The organism is Flagellimonas meishanensis (assembly GCF_019880545.1).
GTDB lineage: Bacteria > Bacteroidota > Bacteroidia > Flavobacteriales > Flavobacteriaceae > Flagellimonas > Flagellimonas meishanensis.
Window position 1 is genome coordinate 681,297 of the sequence record NZ_JAINVW010000001.1, and the last position, 18,513, is coordinate 699,809.

Below are 18,513 nucleotides of genomic sequence, written 5' to 3' on the forward strand. Positions count from 1 at the left end.
GAGCTTAACATTCAGTTACAGAACCAAAAATAACATAAGCTGTAACGGAGCGTAACTTTTTGTTGTGAAAGAAGGGTTTTGTGGCGTGTACACGTAAAATATGTGGTTCTTCATCGATGAAGCCCTATGGGTAAAGGGCCTATCGCGAGGGAAAATCTAAAAAATCAGGACTTGGGCTCCTTGCCGCCTTCCAACTTTTCATCTTCCTTGGATGCATCCTTGAATTCCTTGATACCGCTTCCAAGTCCCCTCATAAGTTCCGGAATCTTTTTGCCCCCGAAGAGCAGAAGAACTACCACCACAATAAGGACAATTTGCCAAGGTCCGAGCATTCCCAGTAAAATAGTTTGAGCAATCATACAATCTACACCTTATAATTGAAAGTAAAATTACTAAAAAGAAGCGTAGTAAGCACGCAATTAACTAAAATTAGCATTGCATGTGCCAATTGGACCGCGTATTGACGTGCGATTTTTAAAATGCTTAACATCAAAATTAAAATCATGGGTTATCTTTGTCCATTATGGCAAAGCAAGGCAAAAAACGAAAGGAAATAAAACGAAAACTGTTGCACAAGTATCGTTTGGTCATTCTCAATGAAAGCACCTTTGAGGAGAAAATTTCTTTTAAACTGAGTCGACTGAATGTTTTTGTTACTGGAACGCTTTTTATCATTGCACTTATTGGCCTTACTACCCTGATAATCGCCTTTACCCCACTTAGAGAGTACATTCCGGGCTATTCTTCCACCAAACTTAAGCGACAGGCCACGGAACTGACCTACAAAACGGATTCCTTGGTTACTGTTTTAAATTATACCAATAGGTATTTGGATAATGTGCGCATGGTACTTCGCGGAGATGTTGAAAACAACGAGATGAACAGGGACTCGCTTTTTGAAAAATACAAGTTAGATCCTTCCTCAGTGGACCTAACCCCTATCCGCCAGGACCTACTCCTCAGGGAAGAAGTTGAATTGGAGGACAAATACAACCTTTTTGAACGGAACATTGATAATGTGGAGAACCTGTTGTTCTCTCCCGTAAGCGGAACGGTTACCCAAACTTTTGATCCGGCCAGCAAGCACTATGCTGTGGACGTGGTGGCACCAAAGGATACGCCGGTGAAATCCATTGCGAATGGAACGGTTCTTTTTTCCGAATGGACTTCCGAAACGGGTTTTGTCATTATCGTTGAACATCAAGATGGGCTCACATCGGTTTACAAGCATAACGGTTCGTTAACCAAATCACAGGGCGAACGGGTTCGAGCGGGTGAGGTCATAGCATCCGTGGGCAACACAGGGGAGCTCACAACCGGGCCACATTTACATTTTGAACTGTGGAGAGAGGGAAAGCCCGTTAATCCTTTGAACTACATCGACTTCAACTAGCGCATGTCACTTAAAGCGATAGCAGCAAAGCTTTTTGCCAGAAGAATTGCCCTCAAGACTGCAAAATGGGCAAAAAATCCTATTTCCACCCAACAAAGGATTTTTCAGGACCTCATTAAAAATGGCAAGCAGACCGCGTTTGGAAGGGCGCATGGCTTCGAAGGCATAGAATCACACCAGGATTTTGTAGATAACGTTCCAGTAAGGGATTACGAGGAGTTGAAGGATTATATCCAACAAATTATTGATGGTGAAAAGGATATACTCTGGCCTGGAAGGCCCATGTATTTCGCCAAAACCTCGGGCACCACCTCAGGCGCCAAATATATTCCAATTACCAAGGCGTCCATCAAACACCAGGTTGAAGCTTCACGCAATGCCATTCTAAGCTATATCCATGAAACCGGGAATGCGGATTTTGTGGATGGAAAGATGATTTTCCTGCAAGGGAGTCCCGTTTTGGAAGAAAAGGGAGGAATCAAACTCGGAAGGCTTTCTGGAATTTCGGCGCATTATGTGCCCAATTACCTTCAAAAAAATAGGCTTCCCAGCTGGGAGACCAATTGCATTGAGGACTGGGAGACCAAGGTGGATAAGATCGTTGAGGAAACCAAGGACCAGAACATGACGGTCATAGCTGGGATTCCATCCTGGGTTCAGATGTATTTTGAAAAACTCCACACGACCACGGGCCAGAAAGTGGGACAACTTTTCAAGAAGTTTCAACTTTTTATCTACGGAGGGGTCAACTATGAACCGTACAGGGCAAAATTTGAAAACCTTATAGGCCGAAAGGTGGACAGTATTGAGCTCTTTCCGGCCAGCGAAGGCTTTTTTGCCTACCAAGACTCGCAAAATGAGCAGGGTATGTTGCTCTTATTGAACTCTGGTATTTTTTACGAGTTCATAAAAGCGGATGAATTTTTTGATGAAAACCCAAGAAGACTGACGATTGCCGATGTAAAACAGGATGTGGACTACGCCATGGTCATATCGAGCAATGCAGGACTGTGGGCATATAACCTGGGAGATACCGTTCGGTTTGTTTCCATGGAACCCTACCGCGTGATTGTTTCGGGAAGAATCAAACACTTCATTTCAGCCTTTGGGGAGCACGTGATCGCAAAGGAAGTGGAAGAGGCACTGCAAATGGCAGTGGAAAGGACAGATGCCCTGGTAAATGAGTTTACCGTTGCTCCGCAGACCAGCCCTGAGGACGGAGAATTGCCCTACCACGAGTGGCTCATCGAGTTTGAAAGGCCGCCTTCCAATCCCAAGTTGTTTTCTGAATTGATGGAACAAAGCATGCAGAAACAAAACAGCTATTATTACGACCTCATCGCAGGAAATATTTTGCAACCCCTGAAAATTACCGAGATAAAACCAGGAGGATTTCAGGAATACATGAAGACCATAGGGAAATTGGGAGGGCAGAACAAGGTACAACGCCTTGCCAATGACCGTAAAGTGGCAGATGGCCTCCAGCCCTTCAAAATTTAGATACAACCAAATAGTTCCTCTTTCTTTGGAAATCGTGTATTTTTGCGCGAAGTTAGTATGGTATCAGAAATTAAACAGCCCACAAGGGCACAGGAATCCACCAACGCCATTGAACGTTTGTACATCACCATGAGGCATTTGCTGAACAGGGGATTCTACAAACCATCCGGAGTGTCGGGCAACGCCCTAAGGGACGCCCTTTTGGTGTTAAGACCTGAGATTTACGGGTCGGTTGCAGAGCAAAGAGCGGAACTTAACGGTTTGATCTATGTGCTGGAACGTTTGCCAGAGGGCATCGAGGAATGCCGATTCATCAACCTTACTTCGGACGAAGGCTTTTCCAAGTCACACTTAAAGCCCATTATCCCTCCAAAAAGAAGAAGAAATTGCTATCGCATTGACGGGGAGCAGATGAACATTGAGATTACCAGGGGACGAAGCGACATTTATGATATCCTTACCCACCTTACGTTTCTGTTCATTGAATCCGGGAAGATCAGTAAAAGGGTTTTGGTAGAGGATGGCAACGCCACAATTAGGGATTGGGAAAAATTGACCCAATTCTTAAATCAGAAGAAAAAAAATGCCGCCGAAAGGGAAGTGGCCATGATTCATGCCGCCAACATTTTGGGCAGGACCTTTGATGAAATTGTTGAAATGCAACAAAAACTGGGAAAACCCAACAACCCGGATAGATTTCTTCAAATAATCCATTGGCTTGGCAAATTGGCCTTAGAAGAGGAGACCACGGGCGATAAGCGCACCATTACCTTCAGTCCCATATTGCGGGAAAGATTGGGGCACCACATCCACGGGGAGCGCTGGGCATATAAAATAAAGAAGACCCTTTCGGAAAAGAAACTGTTGGATAGACCGATCCACATCATAAGTGCCAACATGCACAGTGTGATGAACTCGCTCTTTGCCAAGAAGACTCTGGCAAAGGAATTTCCAAGTGCAAAATCCCTAGAGATTTTTGAAGCCCTGAGTTCAGCCAAAAATGAGGGCCTTCGGGAAAAGATCAAGGCCGTTGGCGAAAAGAACGGCATGATTTTTATCGATGATAGAACCGGGGCCAATATCGATGTGCAGATTTTCGATACCTCAAAATTTGGTCAAGAAACCTGCTGCTACGAACTCCAAGAGGGCGTTTCTGATGAGGAAAAACCCGTTATCTTTGTTATGGACTATGCTTTTGGCGAGCAGGCCTATGAGACCATTGATGAGCTCTTGAAACCGATGGAAGAAAACGGGGAGAAAAAGTTTTTGAACGTACATTCCATTTCCATTATGGGAAAGGCCGGTATTTTGGAAGGAGGCAAAGGAGATTTGATGATTCCATCGGCCCATATTTTTGAAGGCACTGCGGACAATTACCCATTCCATAATGAGCTGAGCGCCAAAGATTTTGAGGGCAACGGGTTGAAGGTTATGGAAGGGACTATGGTAACGGTTTTGGGGACCTCCTTGCAGAATAAGGATATCCTCCGATTTTTTAACGAGTCCACATGGAACGTGATAGGTTTGGAAATGGAGGGTGTGCACTATCAAAAGGCAATACAATCCGCCTCAAAAATTAGGAAAAGCATTAAAAAGGATGTGAAGGTACGGTATGCCTACTACGCATCGGACAATCCCTTGGAAACCGGCAGCACTTTGGCCTCCGGTGGATTGGGAACCACAGGGGTAAAACCCACTTATTTGATCACGGACCGCATTCTAAAACAAATATTTAATTCATAATATGGCAGACCAACCAGTAAATCAGAACACATCGGATGAAATAGACCTAGGGCAACTATTTCAAATGATTGGAAAAGGGTTCAATAAGCTCGGAAATTTCTTCTTGCTAGTTTTTTTGTACTTAAAGAACAATGCAATTATCCTAATCAGCTTGGCTGTTATCGGTGCCCTTATCGGCTTCGGCCTGAAATTTATCACGGAGGACAAAAAGCAGATAGATGTAATAGTAAAACCCAATTTGGAAAGCAAGGACTATTTGTATGATGTGGTCGAGGAAATAGATGCCAACCTAAAGGACAGAAACGAGACCTTCTTCAATGAAATGGGAATTGCCATCGATGATACGAAAGGATTCCAAATTTCCATTGAGCCCGTTAAGGATGATGTAAAGAACACCGATAAGGAGCTGGAATATTTGCAGGTGCTTCAAAAGTTTGAGGGCACCGATTTGATTGCTGACGTATTGCGTCAAGAAGTATTGAAGAACACAGAATTGCACCATAGAATTAGTTTCTCATTCAAGGGTGACAAAGGAAATGAAATGGCAAAAAAGATGATGGAATACATTAATTCCAACGGCTATTTCAATGATTTGATTGCAGTGCAAACAATGAACTCATTGGAAACCATCGAGAGAAATGAGCGTTCCATAGCGCAGATAGATACGCTGATAGCAAACTATTCCAAAAAATTGAACAGGGAACAACAAGGAACCGATATTGGCAAAATAGTATTTGATAACGAAGATCGCTTGAACATTGGCTCTTTGTTGGGTTTAAAAAACCGAATGATAGGTGAGATACAGCTGGAGAGAATAGAACTTAAGTCCAAAACCACGCCATTGAGCATTGTCAATTTTGGAAAACCACACAAGACTTCCAAGCCCCTGTTCGGAAAAAAGATTGTTTTTATTCCTACCCTTCTTATTTCACTGTTTTTTCTTCTATCATTTTTAAAGTATCTAAACAAAAAGAGCAGTCAAATAGAGAAAAAAGCTCACTAACCATACTTTGATGGAAAGGGCAATCGTTACTGGATCTAATGGACAGTTGGGACGAACCTTACAAGAATTCGTGCTGGATGGGAAAAACGTGGTTTTTGATTTCTTCGACCATGAAAATCTTGATATCACGGACAAACAAAGCTTAGACCGCATTTTTAAAGAAAGGAAATATAATTATTGTATAAACTGCGCAGGTTATACCAATGTTGAACAGGCAGAAAAGACACCGGAAAAGGCATATAAAGTCAATGCTGAAGGGGTCAAGAACCTCGCGATGGCCTGCATGAAACATAAAACCATTTTGGTCCATATATCCACCGACTATGTTTTTGACGGCGAGAAAAAGGGGGCATATACCATTCACGATAAGACCAATCCTATTAACGAATATGGCAAATCCAAGTTAAAGGGGGAAGAACATATACGGGCACTACTACCGGAGCATTACATTATACGCACCTCTTGGCTTTACAGCAAAAAACATGGACATAATTTTTGTCGAACCATCTTAAAAAAGGCGATGGCCGGGGAAGAACTCCGTGTAACGGATTTACAAATAGGATGTCCTACGGATACCATGAACCTTTCCAAGTTTATTTTGGAAGGAATGGTTTTTGGGAAAAAGCCTTTCGGAACATATCACTTCTGCGACGGGGAAGCCATGTCATGGCATGGTTTTGCAAAGAAGATTTTGAGGGACCATGGCCTGGAGGAAACCGTTGAACTAATCCTGGACAGGAATTATCGTACCTTTGCCAAAAGACCAAAGAACAGTGTTCTTGCATAGAAAATTGCATAAAAAGATTAATGTAACCCACTGATTAGTTCTGAAAAGCTTCATGGGAAAGCACATCCAAAAAAAAATGTTGATCACAGGGGGAGCAGGTTTTATAGGCTCTCATACGGTAAGGCGCTTTGTAAGATCTTATCCGCAATATCATATCTATAATTTGGATGCGCTCACCTACGCAGGCAATTTGGAGAATTTAAAAGACATTGAGGGGGTATCAAACTATTCCTTTGTAAAAGGAGATATTACCGATACCCGTTTCATTTCGAAGCTGTTCGCCACTATAAATTTCGACGGGGTCATCCATTTGGCCGCGGAATCCCATGTAGATCGTTCAATAACGGATCCGTTATCTTTTGTCAAAACAAATATTTTTGGCACCGTGAATTTGCTCAATGCCTCTTTGGATTTAATCAAGCACAATAAAGATTTCGTTTTTTATCATATCAGCACCGATGAGGTTTATGGTACTTTAGGAGAAACAGGGCTTTTCGCCGAAACAACCCCCTACTGCCCAAACTCACCTTATTCAGCTTCCAAGGCGGGCGCGGACCATTTTGTAAGAGCCTACGGTGAGACATATGGTCTCCCTTATGTGATTTCCAATTGTTCCAATAATTATGGACCCAATCAGTTTCCGGAAAAGTTGATTCCCTTGTTCATCAACAACATCGTCAATAACAAACCCTTACCCGTTTACGGAGATGGGAATTATACAAGGGACTGGTTGTATGTGAAGGACCATGCTGTGGCCATAGATTTGGTCTTTCATGAGGGGAGAAAAGGCGAAACCTACAACATTGGAGGTTTTAACGAGTGGAAAAACATTGAACTTGTTAAGCTACTATGTGGCCTGATGGACAAAAAGTTGGGCAGAAACAAGGGAACAGCTGAAAAGCTTATCACTTTTACAAAAAATCGCCCAGGACATGATCTTAGATACGCGATTGATGCATCCAAAATAAACAGGGAATTGGGGTGGAAACCCTCGGTGACTTTCGAACAGGGCCTGGAAAAGACCATTGACTGGTACTTGGAAAACCAAGAATGGCTGAGCAACGTAACTACAGGAGGATATAGGGAATATTATAGTAAACAATATCACCAACTGGGCAAATGAAAGGAATTGTTTTAGCAGGGGGAACAGGCAGCAGGCTGCACCCACTTACCCTTTCGGTAAGCAAGCAGTTAATGCCTATTTATGACAAGCCGATGGTCTATTATCCTTTGTCCACCCTAATGTATGCGGGCATTCAGGAAATATTGATTATCTCTACACCAAAAGACCTTCCACTCTTTCAAGAACTGTTGGGGGATGGGAAAAAATGTGGCTGCTCTTTTTCATATGCGGTTCAAGATGCACCCAAAGGATTGGCCGAAGCATTTGTTATCGGAGAAGAATTCATAGGTAATGATAAAGTGGCCCTGATTCTTGGGGATAACGTTTTTTACGGGGCGGGGCTTGCAAAGCTTTTGCAATCCAACAACAACCCCGATGGAGGAATAATATATGCCTATAGGGTGAACGACCCTCAGCGCTATGGTGTCGTGGAATTTGATGAAAGTGGGAAGGTCATCAGTATTGAAGAAAAACCCAAAGTTCCAAAATCCAATTATGTGGTGCCTGGGATTTATTTTTATGACAATGAGGTTGTCTCCATTGCCAAGACCATTCAACCCAGTTCCAGAGGAGAATTGGAAATCACCGATGTCAATAAAGAATACCTCAAAAAAGGAAAGCTCAATGTAAGCATTTTGGACAGGGGAACCGCTTGGCTCGACACGGGGACATTTCAAGCATTGATGCAGGCCTCACAGTTTGTGGAGGTAATCGAGGAAAGACAAGGATTGGTAATAGGGTCTTTGGAGCTGGCCGCTTTTGAAATGGGATATATCTCGAAAACAGAGTTTATTGAGCTGGCCCAACCACTGACAAAGAGCGGTTATGGCAACAAACTATTGGGTATTTTGAACAAAGAGGTATGATCAAGGCCACTGAAACCAAATTGAAAGGGTGTTTTATCCTTGAGCCAGAAATCCATCATGATGAAAGAGGGTATTTTTTTGAGAGCTTCAATCAAAGAGACTTTTCAAAAGCCATAGGGATGGATGTAAACTTTGTTCAGGACAATATTTCTTTCTCCAAAAAGGGAGTATTGCGAGGGCTTCACTATCAAAAAGGAGAGCATGCCCAGGCTAAATTGGTTTCAGTGTTGGAGGGAAGGATTCAGGATGTTGTAGTTGATTTGCGCAAGGATTCGGACACCTATGGTCAGCATATCTCGATAGAACTGAGTAGTGAAAATAAAAAACAGTTGTTTGTTCCCAGGGTATTTGCACACGGATTCTTGACCTTGAGCAAAACAGCATCAGTATTCTATAAATGTGACAACTATTATAGCAAAGATTCGGAGGGGAGCATCATTTATAATGACGAGTCGCTTGGAATTAATTGGAAAATACCAAAGAATCGAATTATAGTTTCGGCCAAGGACAATATGGAAAAAGAGAGATAAGATCAAATAACGCGCAAGAACCATGAATCAAGAGATTACACACAATGACCTGACCAAAAACCTCGAAATAGCTATTCGCGCCTCCATTGATGCAGGAAAGGCCATTTTGAAAGTATATGATTCCTCTGATTTTGAAACGGTCCATAAAAAGGATGATTCACCTTTGACAAAGGCCGATAAGGATGCAAATGAGGTTATACTTTCATATTTAAAAAAGACACAGATGCCCATAATCAGCGAAGAGAATAAAACAATTGAGTATCATGTCAGAAAAAATTGGGAACTCTGTTGGATGGTCGACCCTTTGGACGGAACAAAGGAGTTTATCAAAAAAAATGGAGAGTTTACTGTAAATATCGCTTTAATTAGCAAAGGGGAGCCGATTTTAGGGGTCATTTACGCACCGGTCACTAAGGAATTATACTTTGCAAATGTGAAAGAAAGAGCCAGTTATAAAGTGATTGTGGACAAGATTGAGGAATTGCCGGAAAATCTTTTTTCATCTGAAAACCAAATCTCGGCCAAGAACGTAACAAATAATGTTGTGCGCGTGGTTGGAAGTCGTTCCCATATGAATGATAAAACGGAAGAATTCATTAGAGATTTGCAAAAAAAACAAAAAGAAGTATCCATAGTATCAAAAGGCAGTTCGTTCAAATTTTGCCTTGTCGCTGAGGGCAAAGCCGATGTATACCCAAGATTTGCGCCAACAATGGAATGGGATACGGCCGCGGGCCATGCCATTTGCAAGGCCTTAGGATATAAGGTCGAAAACTGGGAAACCAAAAACGAACTCACTTACAACAAAGAAAATTTACTCAACCCTTTCTTTTTAGTTCATTAAATGCCACAAAAAGTATCATATAAAAGGCACTTGGCAAAAACCGTAACATGGAGGGTGGTGGGCACTTTGGACACCATTGTTTTGTCCTGGATAATTACCGGTAATCCGTTCACAGGTCTAAAAATAGGAGTGGCCGAAGTCATTACCAAAATGGTGCTCTATTATCTCCATGAGCGGGCATGGATAAAAATAGGCATTGGGGATAGCAGGAGGCGACACATCCTTAAAACGATTACTTGGAGGGCCTTGGGGACCCTGGATACAATAATCCTGTCCTGGATTATTTCCGGAAACCCTTGGACCGGATTGAAGATAGGCTTGGCGGAAGTTATCACCAAAATGGTGCTGTACTATTATCATGAAAGGGCGTGGTATCGAATCAACTATGGACTTGACATTAGAAACAGAGCAAAAAGATGGAGGAGAACATCATAAAATATGATTATAAATTAGGGATAAAAGAACGGAGAAAGGTCAATGGGCACAGCTCCTTTCTAATTTTCTTTACTGGACTTTCCGGATCGGGAAAATCAACAATTGCCAATGCGTTGGAGCAAAAATTGTTCGAGCACAACATCAAGACTTATATTTTGGATGGGGACAATGTGCGAAGCGGACTAAATAAAGACTTGAGTTTTTCTCCCGAGGACCGATCGGAGAACAATCGAAGAATTGGAGAATTGGCCAATCTTTTTGTGGATGTTGGAATTGTAGTTCTGGCAGCTTTTGTGGCTCCTTATGAGAAAGACCGGAGTGTAATAAAAAATATTGTGGGCAAGGAGAACTATGTTGAGGTTTTTGTGAATACCAGTTTGGAGGAATGTGAAAGAAGAGATGTGAAAGGCCTATATGAAAAAGCAAGGAAAGGAGAAATAAAGGATATGACAGGGATATCCAGTCCTTATGAAGTACCTTTGCACCCTGATATTGTTTTGACGGAGAAAGATTCCATAGAGGAGTCCATCAAAAAGATATATGAATTGATTCAACCTAAATTACTGTTGAAGTGAGCAAGTATTATTTGAACTATTTGGATGAACTTGAATCGGAGGCCATATTTGTCCTCCGCGAAGTCTGGGCCCAGTTTCAGAACCCAGTAATACTATTTTCCGGAGGTAAAGATTCCATTGTTGTCACGCATCTGGCGCGTAAGGCTTTTTATCCCAGTAAGATTCCTTTCGCATTGATGCACGTGGACACAGGGCATAACTTCCCTGAGACTATAAAGTTCAGGGATGACCTTATTGAAGACCTGGGCGTTAGACTTATTGTCGGCTCTGTTCAAGAATCCATAGACCAAGGAAGAGTGGCCGAGGAAAAAGGCAAAAACGCAACTAGAAACGCACTTCAAATTACAACTTTGCTGGATGCCATAGAAAACCACAAAGTGGATTGTGCAATCGGTGGGGGGAGAAGAGACGAGGAAAAGGCACGTGCCAAGGAACGGTTTTTCTCGCACAGGGATGACTTTGGACAATGGGATCCAAAGAACCAGCGACCAGAACTATGGAACATCTTCAACGGAAAGCATTTTGAGGGAGAGCATTTCCGTGTATTTCCAATTAGTAATTGGACCGAAATGGATGTATGGAATTACATTAAGCGGGAAAAGATCGAGATACCCTCATTGTATTTCGCACATGAGCGTGAAGTGGTTTGGCGCAACAACTCCTGGATTCCAAATTCCGAGTTTCTAAAACTGGAAGAAGGGGAAGAGATATTCAAGAAAAAAATACGTTTTAGGACGCTCGGGGATATTACCATTACTGGGGGAATAGAGTCGGATGCAGACACAGTTGAAAAAATTGCCCAGGAAGTCTCTGCGATGAGACAGACCGAACGGGGCAACAGAACTGATGACAAACGTTCGGAAACGGCAATGGAAGACAGAAAAAAACAAGGATATTTTTAGAAATTTATGTTGGACAATAATCAACTTTTACGTTTTACTACGGCCGGTAGTGTTGATGATGGGAAAAGCACCTTGATAGGGAGATTGCTCTATGACTCCAAATCTATTTTTGAGGATCAGTTGGAGGCCATTGAAAATACCAGTAAGCAGAAAGGGCATGTTGGTGTGGATTTGGCTTTATTTACAGATGGTCTGCGTGACGAACGGGAACAGGGAATTACCATAGATGTGGCCTACCGCTACTTCACCACCCCCAAGCGCAAGTTCATAATAGCGGATACCCCGGGGCATATTCAATATACCCGAAACATGGTGACCGGCGCCTCCACTGCGAATGCTGCTATCATTTTGGTAGATGCCAGGCATGGTGTTATTGAACAAACAAAAAGGCACGCATTTATTGCATCATTGTTGCAGATTCCCCATGTGATTGTATGTATCAACAAAATGGACCTTGTGGATTTCTCTGAAGAAGCTTATAACAAGGTAATTGGTCAGTTTGAGGAGTTTTCTTCAAAAATGCTCGTCAGGGATGTCCGCTTTATACCCATAAGTGCCCTGCTTGGAGATAACGTTGTCAACCGTTCCGATAATATGACCTGGTATCAAGGTGCTCCACTGTTGCACACCCTCGAGACCATGCACATTAGTAGTGACATTAATAAAGTGGACGCTAGATTTCCCGTACAAACGATTCTGAGACCCCAAAGCGAAGAATTTAGGGATTACAGAGGCTATGCCGGAAGAGTGGCTGGTGGAGTTTTTCGAAAGGGCGATGAGATTACCGTGATGCCTTCAGGATTTACTTCTAAAATCAAGACCATAGATACCTTTTCAGGTGAGGTCGAGGAAGCGTTTGCACCCATGTCGGTTTCAATTACTTTGGAGGATGATATTGATATCAGTAGAGGAGATATGATTGTTCGTTCGAACAACAAACCTGAAGCTTTACAAGATATCGAGGTCATGCTGTGTTGGTTGAACAACAGTCCGGCCAAACCAGGGGCCAAATATACCATCAAGCATACTTCAAACGACCAAAAGGCGATGATTAAGCAGATTGTCTATAAAATAGACATCAACACCTTGAATCGAAGTTCTGAGGCTATTGAAATTGGAATGAATGATATCTGCAAGGTTAAAATCAGAACTACCAAACCGTTACTTGTAGACAACTACCGCGAAAACAGGACCACGGGAAGTGTTGTTTTGGTTGATGATGCGACCAACGAGACCGTTGCGGCGGGGATGGTAGTTTAATTGGAAACTTTGGTAATGCGGTTAACCGATGAAAGTATCTTGATGGATGACAATGGGAACCTCAAATAAAAGCGAGATTCTCAACAAAGGCGCCGGGGTATTTCTTATACGGGTAATCGGCTATGGAGCAGGATTTCTATTTGTGTGGGTCGTAGCTAACAAGTTCGGACCCAAGATTCAAGGAATATTCTCAATTGCTTTCTTGTTTTTGTCAGTAGGCGCTATGGTTGCAAAATTTGGCATTGAGACTGCATTGGTGAAGTGGATTGCCAACGCATCTACACTTGACCAGAAGAAGGGTGTCTATCTCAAATCGATAAAATTGGTCAGTATAAGTTCTGTACTGGTCGGAGGCACCATTTATCTATTGGCAGGGGCAATTGCCTGGATGTACGACAAGCCAGACCTCAAGGAAAGTATTGAATATGCCTCCATGGCGATACCATTTTTGGCTCTATTGGATGTTTCGGGAAGCTTTTTTAGGGGGGAACGGCGTATTAAAATTTTTGGAATTTACTTTCATTTTCTTAAATTTTTACTTCCACTGCTATTTGTCACTGCATTTTTTCTGGCAGGGGGGTTATTTAACGAAGCACCAATACTTGCATACCTAATGGGATTGTTTTTGGCGGCTTTCAGCATAATCACTCATATTGGCGTAGAACTCAGACACAGGGGCAATGAGGTTGAGTCACAATTTACAATAAGGTTCATGGTTCTGGAATCCTACCCTATGATGGTCTCATCGGCCATTGTCATGATAATGGGTTGGAGCGATGTGTTTGTTTTAGGGTTTTATGTTTCTATGTCTAATATTGGGGTATATAGCACGGCCATTAAACTGGCCACTATGGTATCTTTTGTATACAATGCCATTGCTACAATTGCGACCCCAAAGATTGCAGCTTTCTACAATAGCAAAGATCGGATGCAGCTCGAGGAGACCATATCGTATTCCTCAAAAATTATGTTCCTCTCCGGGATTCCCATGTTTTTGGCTATTTTTTGCTTCCCCGAATTCTTTTTAAGCTTCTTTGGCGAGGAATATGTTGCAGGTAAGCACGTCCTTCGCATCCTTTTGTTAGCTCAATTGACCAACGTGGTTACGGGACCTGTTGGACCCATTATGCAGATGACGGGGAAGCAAAGAAAACTGCAGCGATTCATTGCAATTGCATTATTCGTGAACGTTGCATTGAGCCTTATTCTGGTTGTTTTTTATGAAACGGTTGGAGTTGCAATTGCGAATGCTCTCGGCATGGTATTATGGAATGTCCTTGGGATGCTATATATTAGGAAAAAGCTAAAGTTGAAAACGTATTACAGCTTTAAATGACCATTGACAAAACCAGTTTTAAGATTTTATCGATTACAAGTGCACTTTTATGTAGCATATTGTTGTTTTATGGGCTAGTTTTTTTTGAAGCATCCATTGATCTTAAAATTGTGGGACAAGTCCTGATTTTCATGAACATCTTATGGATTCTCTGCTTGCTTCGGATGCATTTGTTCAAACCGTACCTTTTCATTCCCATTATCACTTTGGGATATGGGTTTTTCGGCGGCATAAACTTTATTAGAAGGGGGGAGTTTGTTGACTTCTATAATGAACTTTATTTCATGTTGTTCGTCTTTTTTATGATGCTTTCTTATACTATCCTAAAAATGTCAACTATACATAAAGCGACAACAAAATCGATATCCGGACCGTTCAACTTTGGTGCCACTACATTATTGTTGGATTTAATCGTGATTGCCGGCTTTGTAAGTGTTGCAATTGACTGGCACCTAATCGGAGGGATTCCGTTGCTGGGAGATTCAGAATCAAGGAAGGGAAGTGAGCCGCTGTTCAGGTTAATCTTTATAATATCCATGTTTTTTGCTTACTACAAAATGATTTTGAGTTATAAAACGCGCAATAAGCTCATATTGGGTGTGTTTTTGGTATTGGCAGTCCTTTCTGGCTATAGGACATCCATCTTTTTTATTTTGATAGTTCTTTTCTTCAACACTACCAGAACTGCCTATTTTAAAAGAAATGTCAAGAAAATTCTTCTAATATTCTTGTTGTTGTTCTTTGCTGCCAATCTGATTAAGCTCTATAGGGATGTGAATAGGTTTGGCCTGGAAGAATACTACGAGATCATGGACAATGAAGAGCTTTCAAGGACCTATTTTTTGGTCTCTCCAATAATCCATACCGTTAGGGAAGGACCTCAAATTTTCCAACAAATACGGAACAATATCGGAAATAACTATGGTGGAGGGAAGTATTTTTTGGAACATGTATCGACTGTGCTCCCGGGAGAACAAAGAAATTATGGCAAAATATACAATAACCTTATAAGTGCTGCCACCGAGAACACCAAAACGGGAACTATACTTAGCCCGTTCTATATTGATTTTGGAGTAGTGGGCATTTGTTTTTTAGGCTTACTTTTAGGTATTTTCAACTTTTTCCTTGATCTCAAGGGACGAAATTTACTTTATGCACATACTGTTTACCTCTTTTTCATTTCGTTTGAGATAACTTGGGTGCATGGTGGAGCTCCATTTTCCCCCACTTTTTTGTTGGCATTATTCACATTAGTATTGCTATGGCCCTTTCTTGGATTTTTACAAATAAAGTCTCCGAATTGATTATGCGTACATTAATATTAATAATGATTCTCCTTTTGGATTTGGGATGTGTGCAAAAGCAGAATAATCTTGAAACATTTATGACTAGTAAACAGCTAGGTTTTAAAACCGAACACGTGCAGGATCCCAGCCCAAAAAAGAAAACAACGGAACTTAATATTGGAAAACAAGGATTTACCCTTACCTTTTGGCTTCAATCCAGGAACAATTCCCGAAATGGGATCTTGGTTACATTGCACGAAAGGGGATTTTCGGGACTGAAAAACAGTTTCATTACTTTGTTGGTTTCCAAAGAAAGAATATCACTACTATCTGGAAAAAGGGATTATAGAAAAATTCATAATGAATTTGGCAATTACTTTTCAAAAAGCTTTCTTGACCTTCCTCATTTAAACCCCAATGAGAAATATTTTGTTTCCTGCACCTACACGCCGGCCACACGCACCATAAATGTAATGGTAGATGGAGAGTCATATTTTGAGCAGGTCTTGGAGGCAGGCACTCCCGAGGGGCCGGTAGCTCTTCGAATGGGCTACGCCACTGACAATTCGGTGAACAAATATTTTTTTAAAGGCCAGATAAATCAGTTTTACCTGTTCAATGAACTTTTGGATAAGAAGGAACAAGATTTATTGATGAATTTGACCTTAACGGAGAACTATCCTTTGCCTCAATGAAATCGTATCTCAGATCTTTTATTGCAACATATGGTTTTAGAAACCTGTTTTTTCTTGGATATGTTTTTTGCTTGATGTACCCCATGCTGGCAACCTCAACATTGTTGGTGCTGTATGCCATTGCTTCCGTGCTTGAGCGTAATAAGATTCTAGATAAAAAGATTGAAACCAAGGCAATTCTTTTTGGAGCGATTCCGGTTTTGATAGCGTTGGTGGCCTTATTGCGGTTTGGCTTTCAATACTATGGGCTAAAGGAACTTGAGAAGAACATCACCTTCTTGGTGTTACCCATATTTTGTACAACGGATTATAGAAATATCAAAAACTTAAATGTTTCCATAATCACCTCATTGTTCTTGGGGTTGGTATCGCTGGAAATTATTTCAACGATAAGCTTTTTGGCGAAAAATAATTTCAACACGCTTTCTTCATCTTTAGGAGCCATGCGTGCCTCCACATATCTTTCGGATTATGTAGATGTACACCACTCATATTTTTCTGTATTGCTTTCCATAGCCATATTAGGGGTTATCTATCATTACAAAAGCGTAAAAATTCCCAAAACCATCCTCAACGTTTTGATTCTATTCTCTATTTTTTATAATGTAATGTTGTTTGCCCGTACTCCACTGGTGCTTTTTTTGGGAGGCCTTGTGGCCGTGGCTATTATAAAAGAGCACTTCAAGCCCCAATTGTTGATTGTATTTGGCGTTCTTATTTGCTTGCTCTGGATGAATCGGGATTCCTATGCGGTAAGAAGAATCTATTTGGGTTCTGGAAACAGTGATGTTGAGAATAGGGTTAAGCTCAATAGGGCATCATGGGATGTTTTTTTGGAATCACCAGTGTTTGGTGTAGGGCCAGATAGGATACGATATGAGCGACTCGATAAGTATCGCGAGCTAAATCACGTTGCGGCTTACAAGTATCTTTACAATTCACACAACCAATACTTGAATTACCTAAGTGTGAATGGATTGTTCGGGCTTTTTCTTTTCTTGTTTATGATTGTGGTGACTATATATATTACTTGGAAAGAAAAACAATGGTTTTTGCTATTTTCCTTTCTGATTTTTTACCTTTCTTGTCTTGCAGAATCTTACCTTGCGCGCAACAAGGGAATAGTTATCCTAAGTTTTTTGATGGTTTTGTTTCTAGTATCCAATAGTAGCGTTTTCAGGAAAAATGAGTGAACAGTCAACTAAGAAAGTTTTGCTCATAAACAATGCATACCCAACTGAATTGTTTCCCAAAAGGGGCAACTATGTCTGGACTATTGAACAACGTCTCATTGCAGCGGATTTGGATGTAGAACGAATAGTTCTAGATTCTAGATACACCACTCGAGCACAAAAGCTATCATCCTATTTGAAGTTTTATGTCAAATTAAGTTCGTTCAAAGCATATGATAACTACGACTATGTTTATATTCATCATTTCCCCAATGTATTTATTGGCTTGATGGGAAAACTGGGGAAAATGAAAAATGTGGTCATCAATTTTCATGGAGGCGATATCGTCCCAACAGGCGGGTTTGCAAAATTGATGAACTCTATCGCATATCGCTTTTTGTCTCCAAAATATAGTTATATTGTTCCCTCGGAGTATTTTAGGAAACAGGTGATTCGGCGGATTCCTAAACTGGGGTCTTCTAAATTCCATGTTTCCCCTAGTGGAGGGATTGACACCACACTCTTTAGCGCTCATTATAAAACCAAGTCCAACCTAGGCAAGCCATTACATATAGGTTTTGCATCGGGAATCGATTACAATAAGGGTGTTGAGGAGTTGTTGCGTTTGATGGAAATGTACAAAACCAATGATTATCAGTTCCATATTATTGACTATGGCAAACACAGGCAAAAATACATTTCTAAGATAATCTCAAAGGCCAATGTTGTTGTTCATAAAACTTTCAAGAAAGTGGATATGCCTTATTTTTATGCATTGATTGATGTTCTGTTTTTTCCGACCAAGAGTGAAAGTTTGGGGCTGGTTGCCTTGGAGGCGATGAGCTGTAATGTTCCGGTAATTGGCCCGGACGATTTTGCTTTGAAGGAAATAATTGTTTCAAATGTTTCCGGTGAGAAATACGATCCTTCCATTACCGAGGATTACGTGGCCGCTTTTGATAGATTTATGGCCAACCAAGAAGTATATTCACCAAAAAAGTTGATTCAAAAATCTTTCTCAAAAGAATATGTTGTTCAACAGTTCAAAGAAATATTTGTTTAA

19 protein-coding genes are annotated in these 18,513 nt (G+C 41.3%); 18 read left to right on the forward strand and 1 reads right to left on the reverse strand.

The window, feature by feature from the left end:
* Window positions 1–164: 164 nt before the first annotated feature.
* On the reverse strand, window positions 165–359 hold the full coding sequence (gene tatA, locus K7G75_RS02985) for a twin-arginine translocase TatA/TatE family subunit (protein WP_313777801.1): 195 nt from the start codon (window positions 357–359) through the stop codon (window positions 165–167).
* A 164-nt stretch (window positions 360–523) separates the two neighbouring features.
* Between tatA and K7G75_RS02990 the strand changes: the two genes are divergently transcribed.
* The 18 genes from K7G75_RS02990 (at window position 524) to K7G75_RS03075 (ending at window position 18,513) form a co-directional block, all read left to right on the forward strand.
* The gene (locus K7G75_RS02990; protein WP_222982635.1) at window positions 524–1,393 is read left to right on the forward strand and encodes a M23 family metallopeptidase; all 870 of its coding nucleotides are present in this window, start codon (window positions 524–526) and stop codon (window positions 1,391–1,393) included.
* A 3-nt stretch (window positions 1,394–1,396) separates the two neighbouring features.
* Window positions 1,397–2,893: a GH3 auxin-responsive promoter family protein gene (locus K7G75_RS02995; protein ID WP_222982642.1), complete on the forward strand. Its 1,497-nt coding sequence runs from the start codon at window positions 1,397–1,399 to the stop codon at window positions 2,891–2,893.
* A 57-nt stretch (window positions 2,894–2,950) separates the two neighbouring features.
* Window positions 2,951–4,636 (forward strand): DUF6909 family protein, encoded by a 1,686-nt coding sequence (locus tag K7G75_RS03000; RefSeq protein ID WP_222983441.1) that lies wholly within the window; start codon window positions 2,951–2,953, stop codon window positions 4,634–4,636.
* 1 nt (window position 4,637) lies between these two features.
* Window positions 4,638–5,639, forward strand: a complete 1,002-nt coding sequence (locus K7G75_RS03005) for a hypothetical protein (RefSeq protein WP_222982643.1) — start codon at window positions 4,638–4,640, stop codon at window positions 5,637–5,639.
* A gap of 10 nt (window positions 5,640–5,649) precedes the next feature.
* Window positions 5,650–6,426 carry a dTDP-4-dehydrorhamnose reductase gene (rfbD, locus tag K7G75_RS03010; protein ID WP_222982646.1) on the forward strand — a complete coding sequence of 259 codons (777 nt, stop codon included), beginning with the start codon at window positions 5,650–5,652 and terminating at the stop codon, window positions 6,424–6,426.
* Window positions 6,427–6,478: 52 nt separating this feature from the next.
* A complete protein-coding gene (gene rfbB, locus K7G75_RS03015; RefSeq protein WP_222982648.1) occupies window positions 6,479–7,549 on the forward strand; it encodes a dTDP-glucose 4,6-dehydratase in 1,071 nt (356 codons plus the stop codon).
* Window positions 7,546–8,415: a glucose-1-phosphate thymidylyltransferase RfbA gene (gene rfbA / locus K7G75_RS03020; protein WP_222982662.1), complete on the forward strand. Its 870-nt coding sequence runs from the start codon at window positions 7,546–7,548 to the stop codon at window positions 8,413–8,415. The genes rfbB and rfbA overlap by 4 nt, the downstream gene beginning before the upstream one ends.
* Window positions 8,415–8,945 carry a dTDP-4-dehydrorhamnose 3,5-epimerase gene (gene rfbC, locus K7G75_RS03025; RefSeq protein ID WP_222983442.1) on the forward strand — a complete coding sequence of 177 codons (531 nt, stop codon included), beginning with the start codon at window positions 8,415–8,417 and terminating at the stop codon, window positions 8,943–8,945. Before rfbA ends, rfbC begins: the two co-directional genes overlap by 1 nt.
* A 22-nt stretch (window positions 8,946–8,967) precedes the next feature.
* Window positions 8,968–9,789, forward strand: a complete 822-nt coding sequence (gene cysQ / locus K7G75_RS03030) for a 3'(2'),5'-bisphosphate nucleotidase CysQ (RefSeq protein WP_222982666.1) — start codon at window positions 8,968–8,970, stop codon at window positions 9,787–9,789.
* A complete protein-coding gene (locus tag K7G75_RS03035; RefSeq protein WP_222982667.1) occupies window positions 9,790–10,224 on the forward strand; it encodes a DUF2061 domain-containing protein in 435 nt (144 codons plus the stop codon). It abuts the gene before it with no gap.
* Entirely contained in the window at window positions 10,206–10,799 is a 594-nt protein-coding gene (cysC, locus tag K7G75_RS03040) for an adenylyl-sulfate kinase (RefSeq protein WP_222982668.1), read from the forward strand. Before K7G75_RS03035 ends, cysC begins: the two co-directional genes overlap by 19 nt.
* Entirely contained in the window at window positions 10,796–11,701 is a 906-nt protein-coding gene (cysD, locus tag K7G75_RS03045) for a sulfate adenylyltransferase subunit CysD (RefSeq protein ID WP_222982669.1), read from the forward strand. Before cysC ends, cysD begins: the two co-directional genes overlap by 4 nt.
* A 6-nt stretch (window positions 11,702–11,707) precedes the next feature.
* Window positions 11,708–12,961 carry a sulfate adenylyltransferase subunit 1 gene (locus K7G75_RS03050; protein ID WP_222982671.1) on the forward strand — a complete coding sequence of 418 codons (1,254 nt, stop codon included), beginning with the start codon at window positions 11,708–11,710 and terminating at the stop codon, window positions 12,959–12,961.
* A 52-nt stretch (window positions 12,962–13,013) separates the two neighbouring features.
* Window positions 13,014–14,297 (forward strand): flippase, encoded by a 1,284-nt coding sequence (locus K7G75_RS03055; RefSeq protein ID WP_222982673.1) that lies wholly within the window; start codon window positions 13,014–13,016, stop codon window positions 14,295–14,297.
* A gap of 164 nt (window positions 14,298–14,461) precedes the next feature.
* Entirely contained in the window at window positions 14,462–15,601 is a 1,140-nt protein-coding gene (locus K7G75_RS03060) for an oligosaccharide repeat unit polymerase family protein (RefSeq protein WP_262420261.1), read from the forward strand.
* 80 nt (window positions 15,602–15,681) lie between these two features.
* The gene (locus K7G75_RS03065; protein ID WP_222982677.1) at window positions 15,682–16,278 is read left to right on the forward strand and encodes a LamG domain-containing protein; all 597 of its coding nucleotides are present in this window, start codon (window positions 15,682–15,684) and stop codon (window positions 16,276–16,278) included.
* 83 nt (window positions 16,279–16,361) lie between these two features.
* Window positions 16,362–17,471, forward strand: coding sequence for an O-antigen ligase family protein (locus K7G75_RS03070; RefSeq protein ID WP_222982679.1), 1,110 nt, complete (start codon window positions 16,362–16,364; stop codon window positions 17,469–17,471).
* Window positions 17,464–18,513, forward strand: a complete 1,050-nt coding sequence (locus K7G75_RS03075) for a glycosyltransferase family 4 protein (protein WP_222982681.1) — start codon at window positions 17,464–17,466, stop codon at window positions 18,511–18,513. The genes K7G75_RS03070 and K7G75_RS03075 overlap by 8 nt, the downstream gene beginning before the upstream one ends.

Coding starts and splice junctions, on each gene's coding strand:
- K7G75_RS03060 (WP_262420261.1), top strand. CDS start 14,462: ATGCATTTGTTCAAACCGTACCTTTTCATTCCCATTATCACTTTGGGA.
- cysC (WP_222982668.1), top strand. CDS start 10,206: ATGGAGGAGAACATCATAAAATATGATTATAAATTAGGGATAAAAGAA.
- K7G75_RS02990 (WP_222982635.1), top strand. CDS start 524: ATGGCAAAGCAAGGCAAAAAACGAAAGGAAATAAAACGAAAACTGTTG.
- K7G75_RS03005 (WP_222982643.1), top strand. CDS start 4,638: ATGGCAGACCAACCAGTAAATCAGAACACATCGGATGAAATAGACCTA.
- K7G75_RS03065 (WP_222982677.1), top strand. CDS start 15,682: ATGACTAGTAAACAGCTAGGTTTTAAAACCGAACACGTGCAGGATCCC.
- rfbA (WP_222982662.1), top strand. CDS start 7,546: ATGAAAGGAATTGTTTTAGCAGGGGGAACAGGCAGCAGGCTGCACCCA.
- rfbB (WP_222982648.1), top strand. CDS start 6,479: ATGGGAAAGCACATCCAAAAAAAAATGTTGATCACAGGGGGAGCAGGT.
- K7G75_RS03035 (WP_222982667.1), top strand. CDS start 9,790: ATGCCACAAAAAGTATCATATAAAAGGCACTTGGCAAAAACCGTAACA.
- K7G75_RS03070 (WP_222982679.1), top strand. CDS start 16,362: ATGCTGGCAACCTCAACATTGTTGGTGCTGTATGCCATTGCTTCCGTG.
- K7G75_RS02995 (WP_222982642.1), top strand. CDS start 1,397: ATGTCACTTAAAGCGATAGCAGCAAAGCTTTTTGCCAGAAGAATTGCC.
- K7G75_RS03055 (WP_222982673.1), top strand. CDS start 13,014: ATGGGAACCTCAAATAAAAGCGAGATTCTCAACAAAGGCGCCGGGGTA.
- tatA (WP_313777801.1), bottom strand. CDS start 359: ATGATTGCTCAAACTATTTTACTGGGAATGCTCGGACCTTGGCAAATT.
- K7G75_RS03075 (WP_222982681.1), top strand. CDS start 17,464: ATGAGTGAACAGTCAACTAAGAAAGTTTTGCTCATAAACAATGCATAC.
- K7G75_RS03050 (WP_222982671.1), top strand. CDS start 11,708: ATGTTGGACAATAATCAACTTTTACGTTTTACTACGGCCGGTAGTGTT.
- K7G75_RS03000 (WP_222983441.1), top strand. CDS start 2,951: ATGGTATCAGAAATTAAACAGCCCACAAGGGCACAGGAATCCACCAAC.
- rfbD (WP_222982646.1), top strand. CDS start 5,650: ATGGAAAGGGCAATCGTTACTGGATCTAATGGACAGTTGGGACGAACC.
- cysQ (WP_222982666.1), top strand. CDS start 8,968: ATGAATCAAGAGATTACACACAATGACCTGACCAAAAACCTCGAAATA.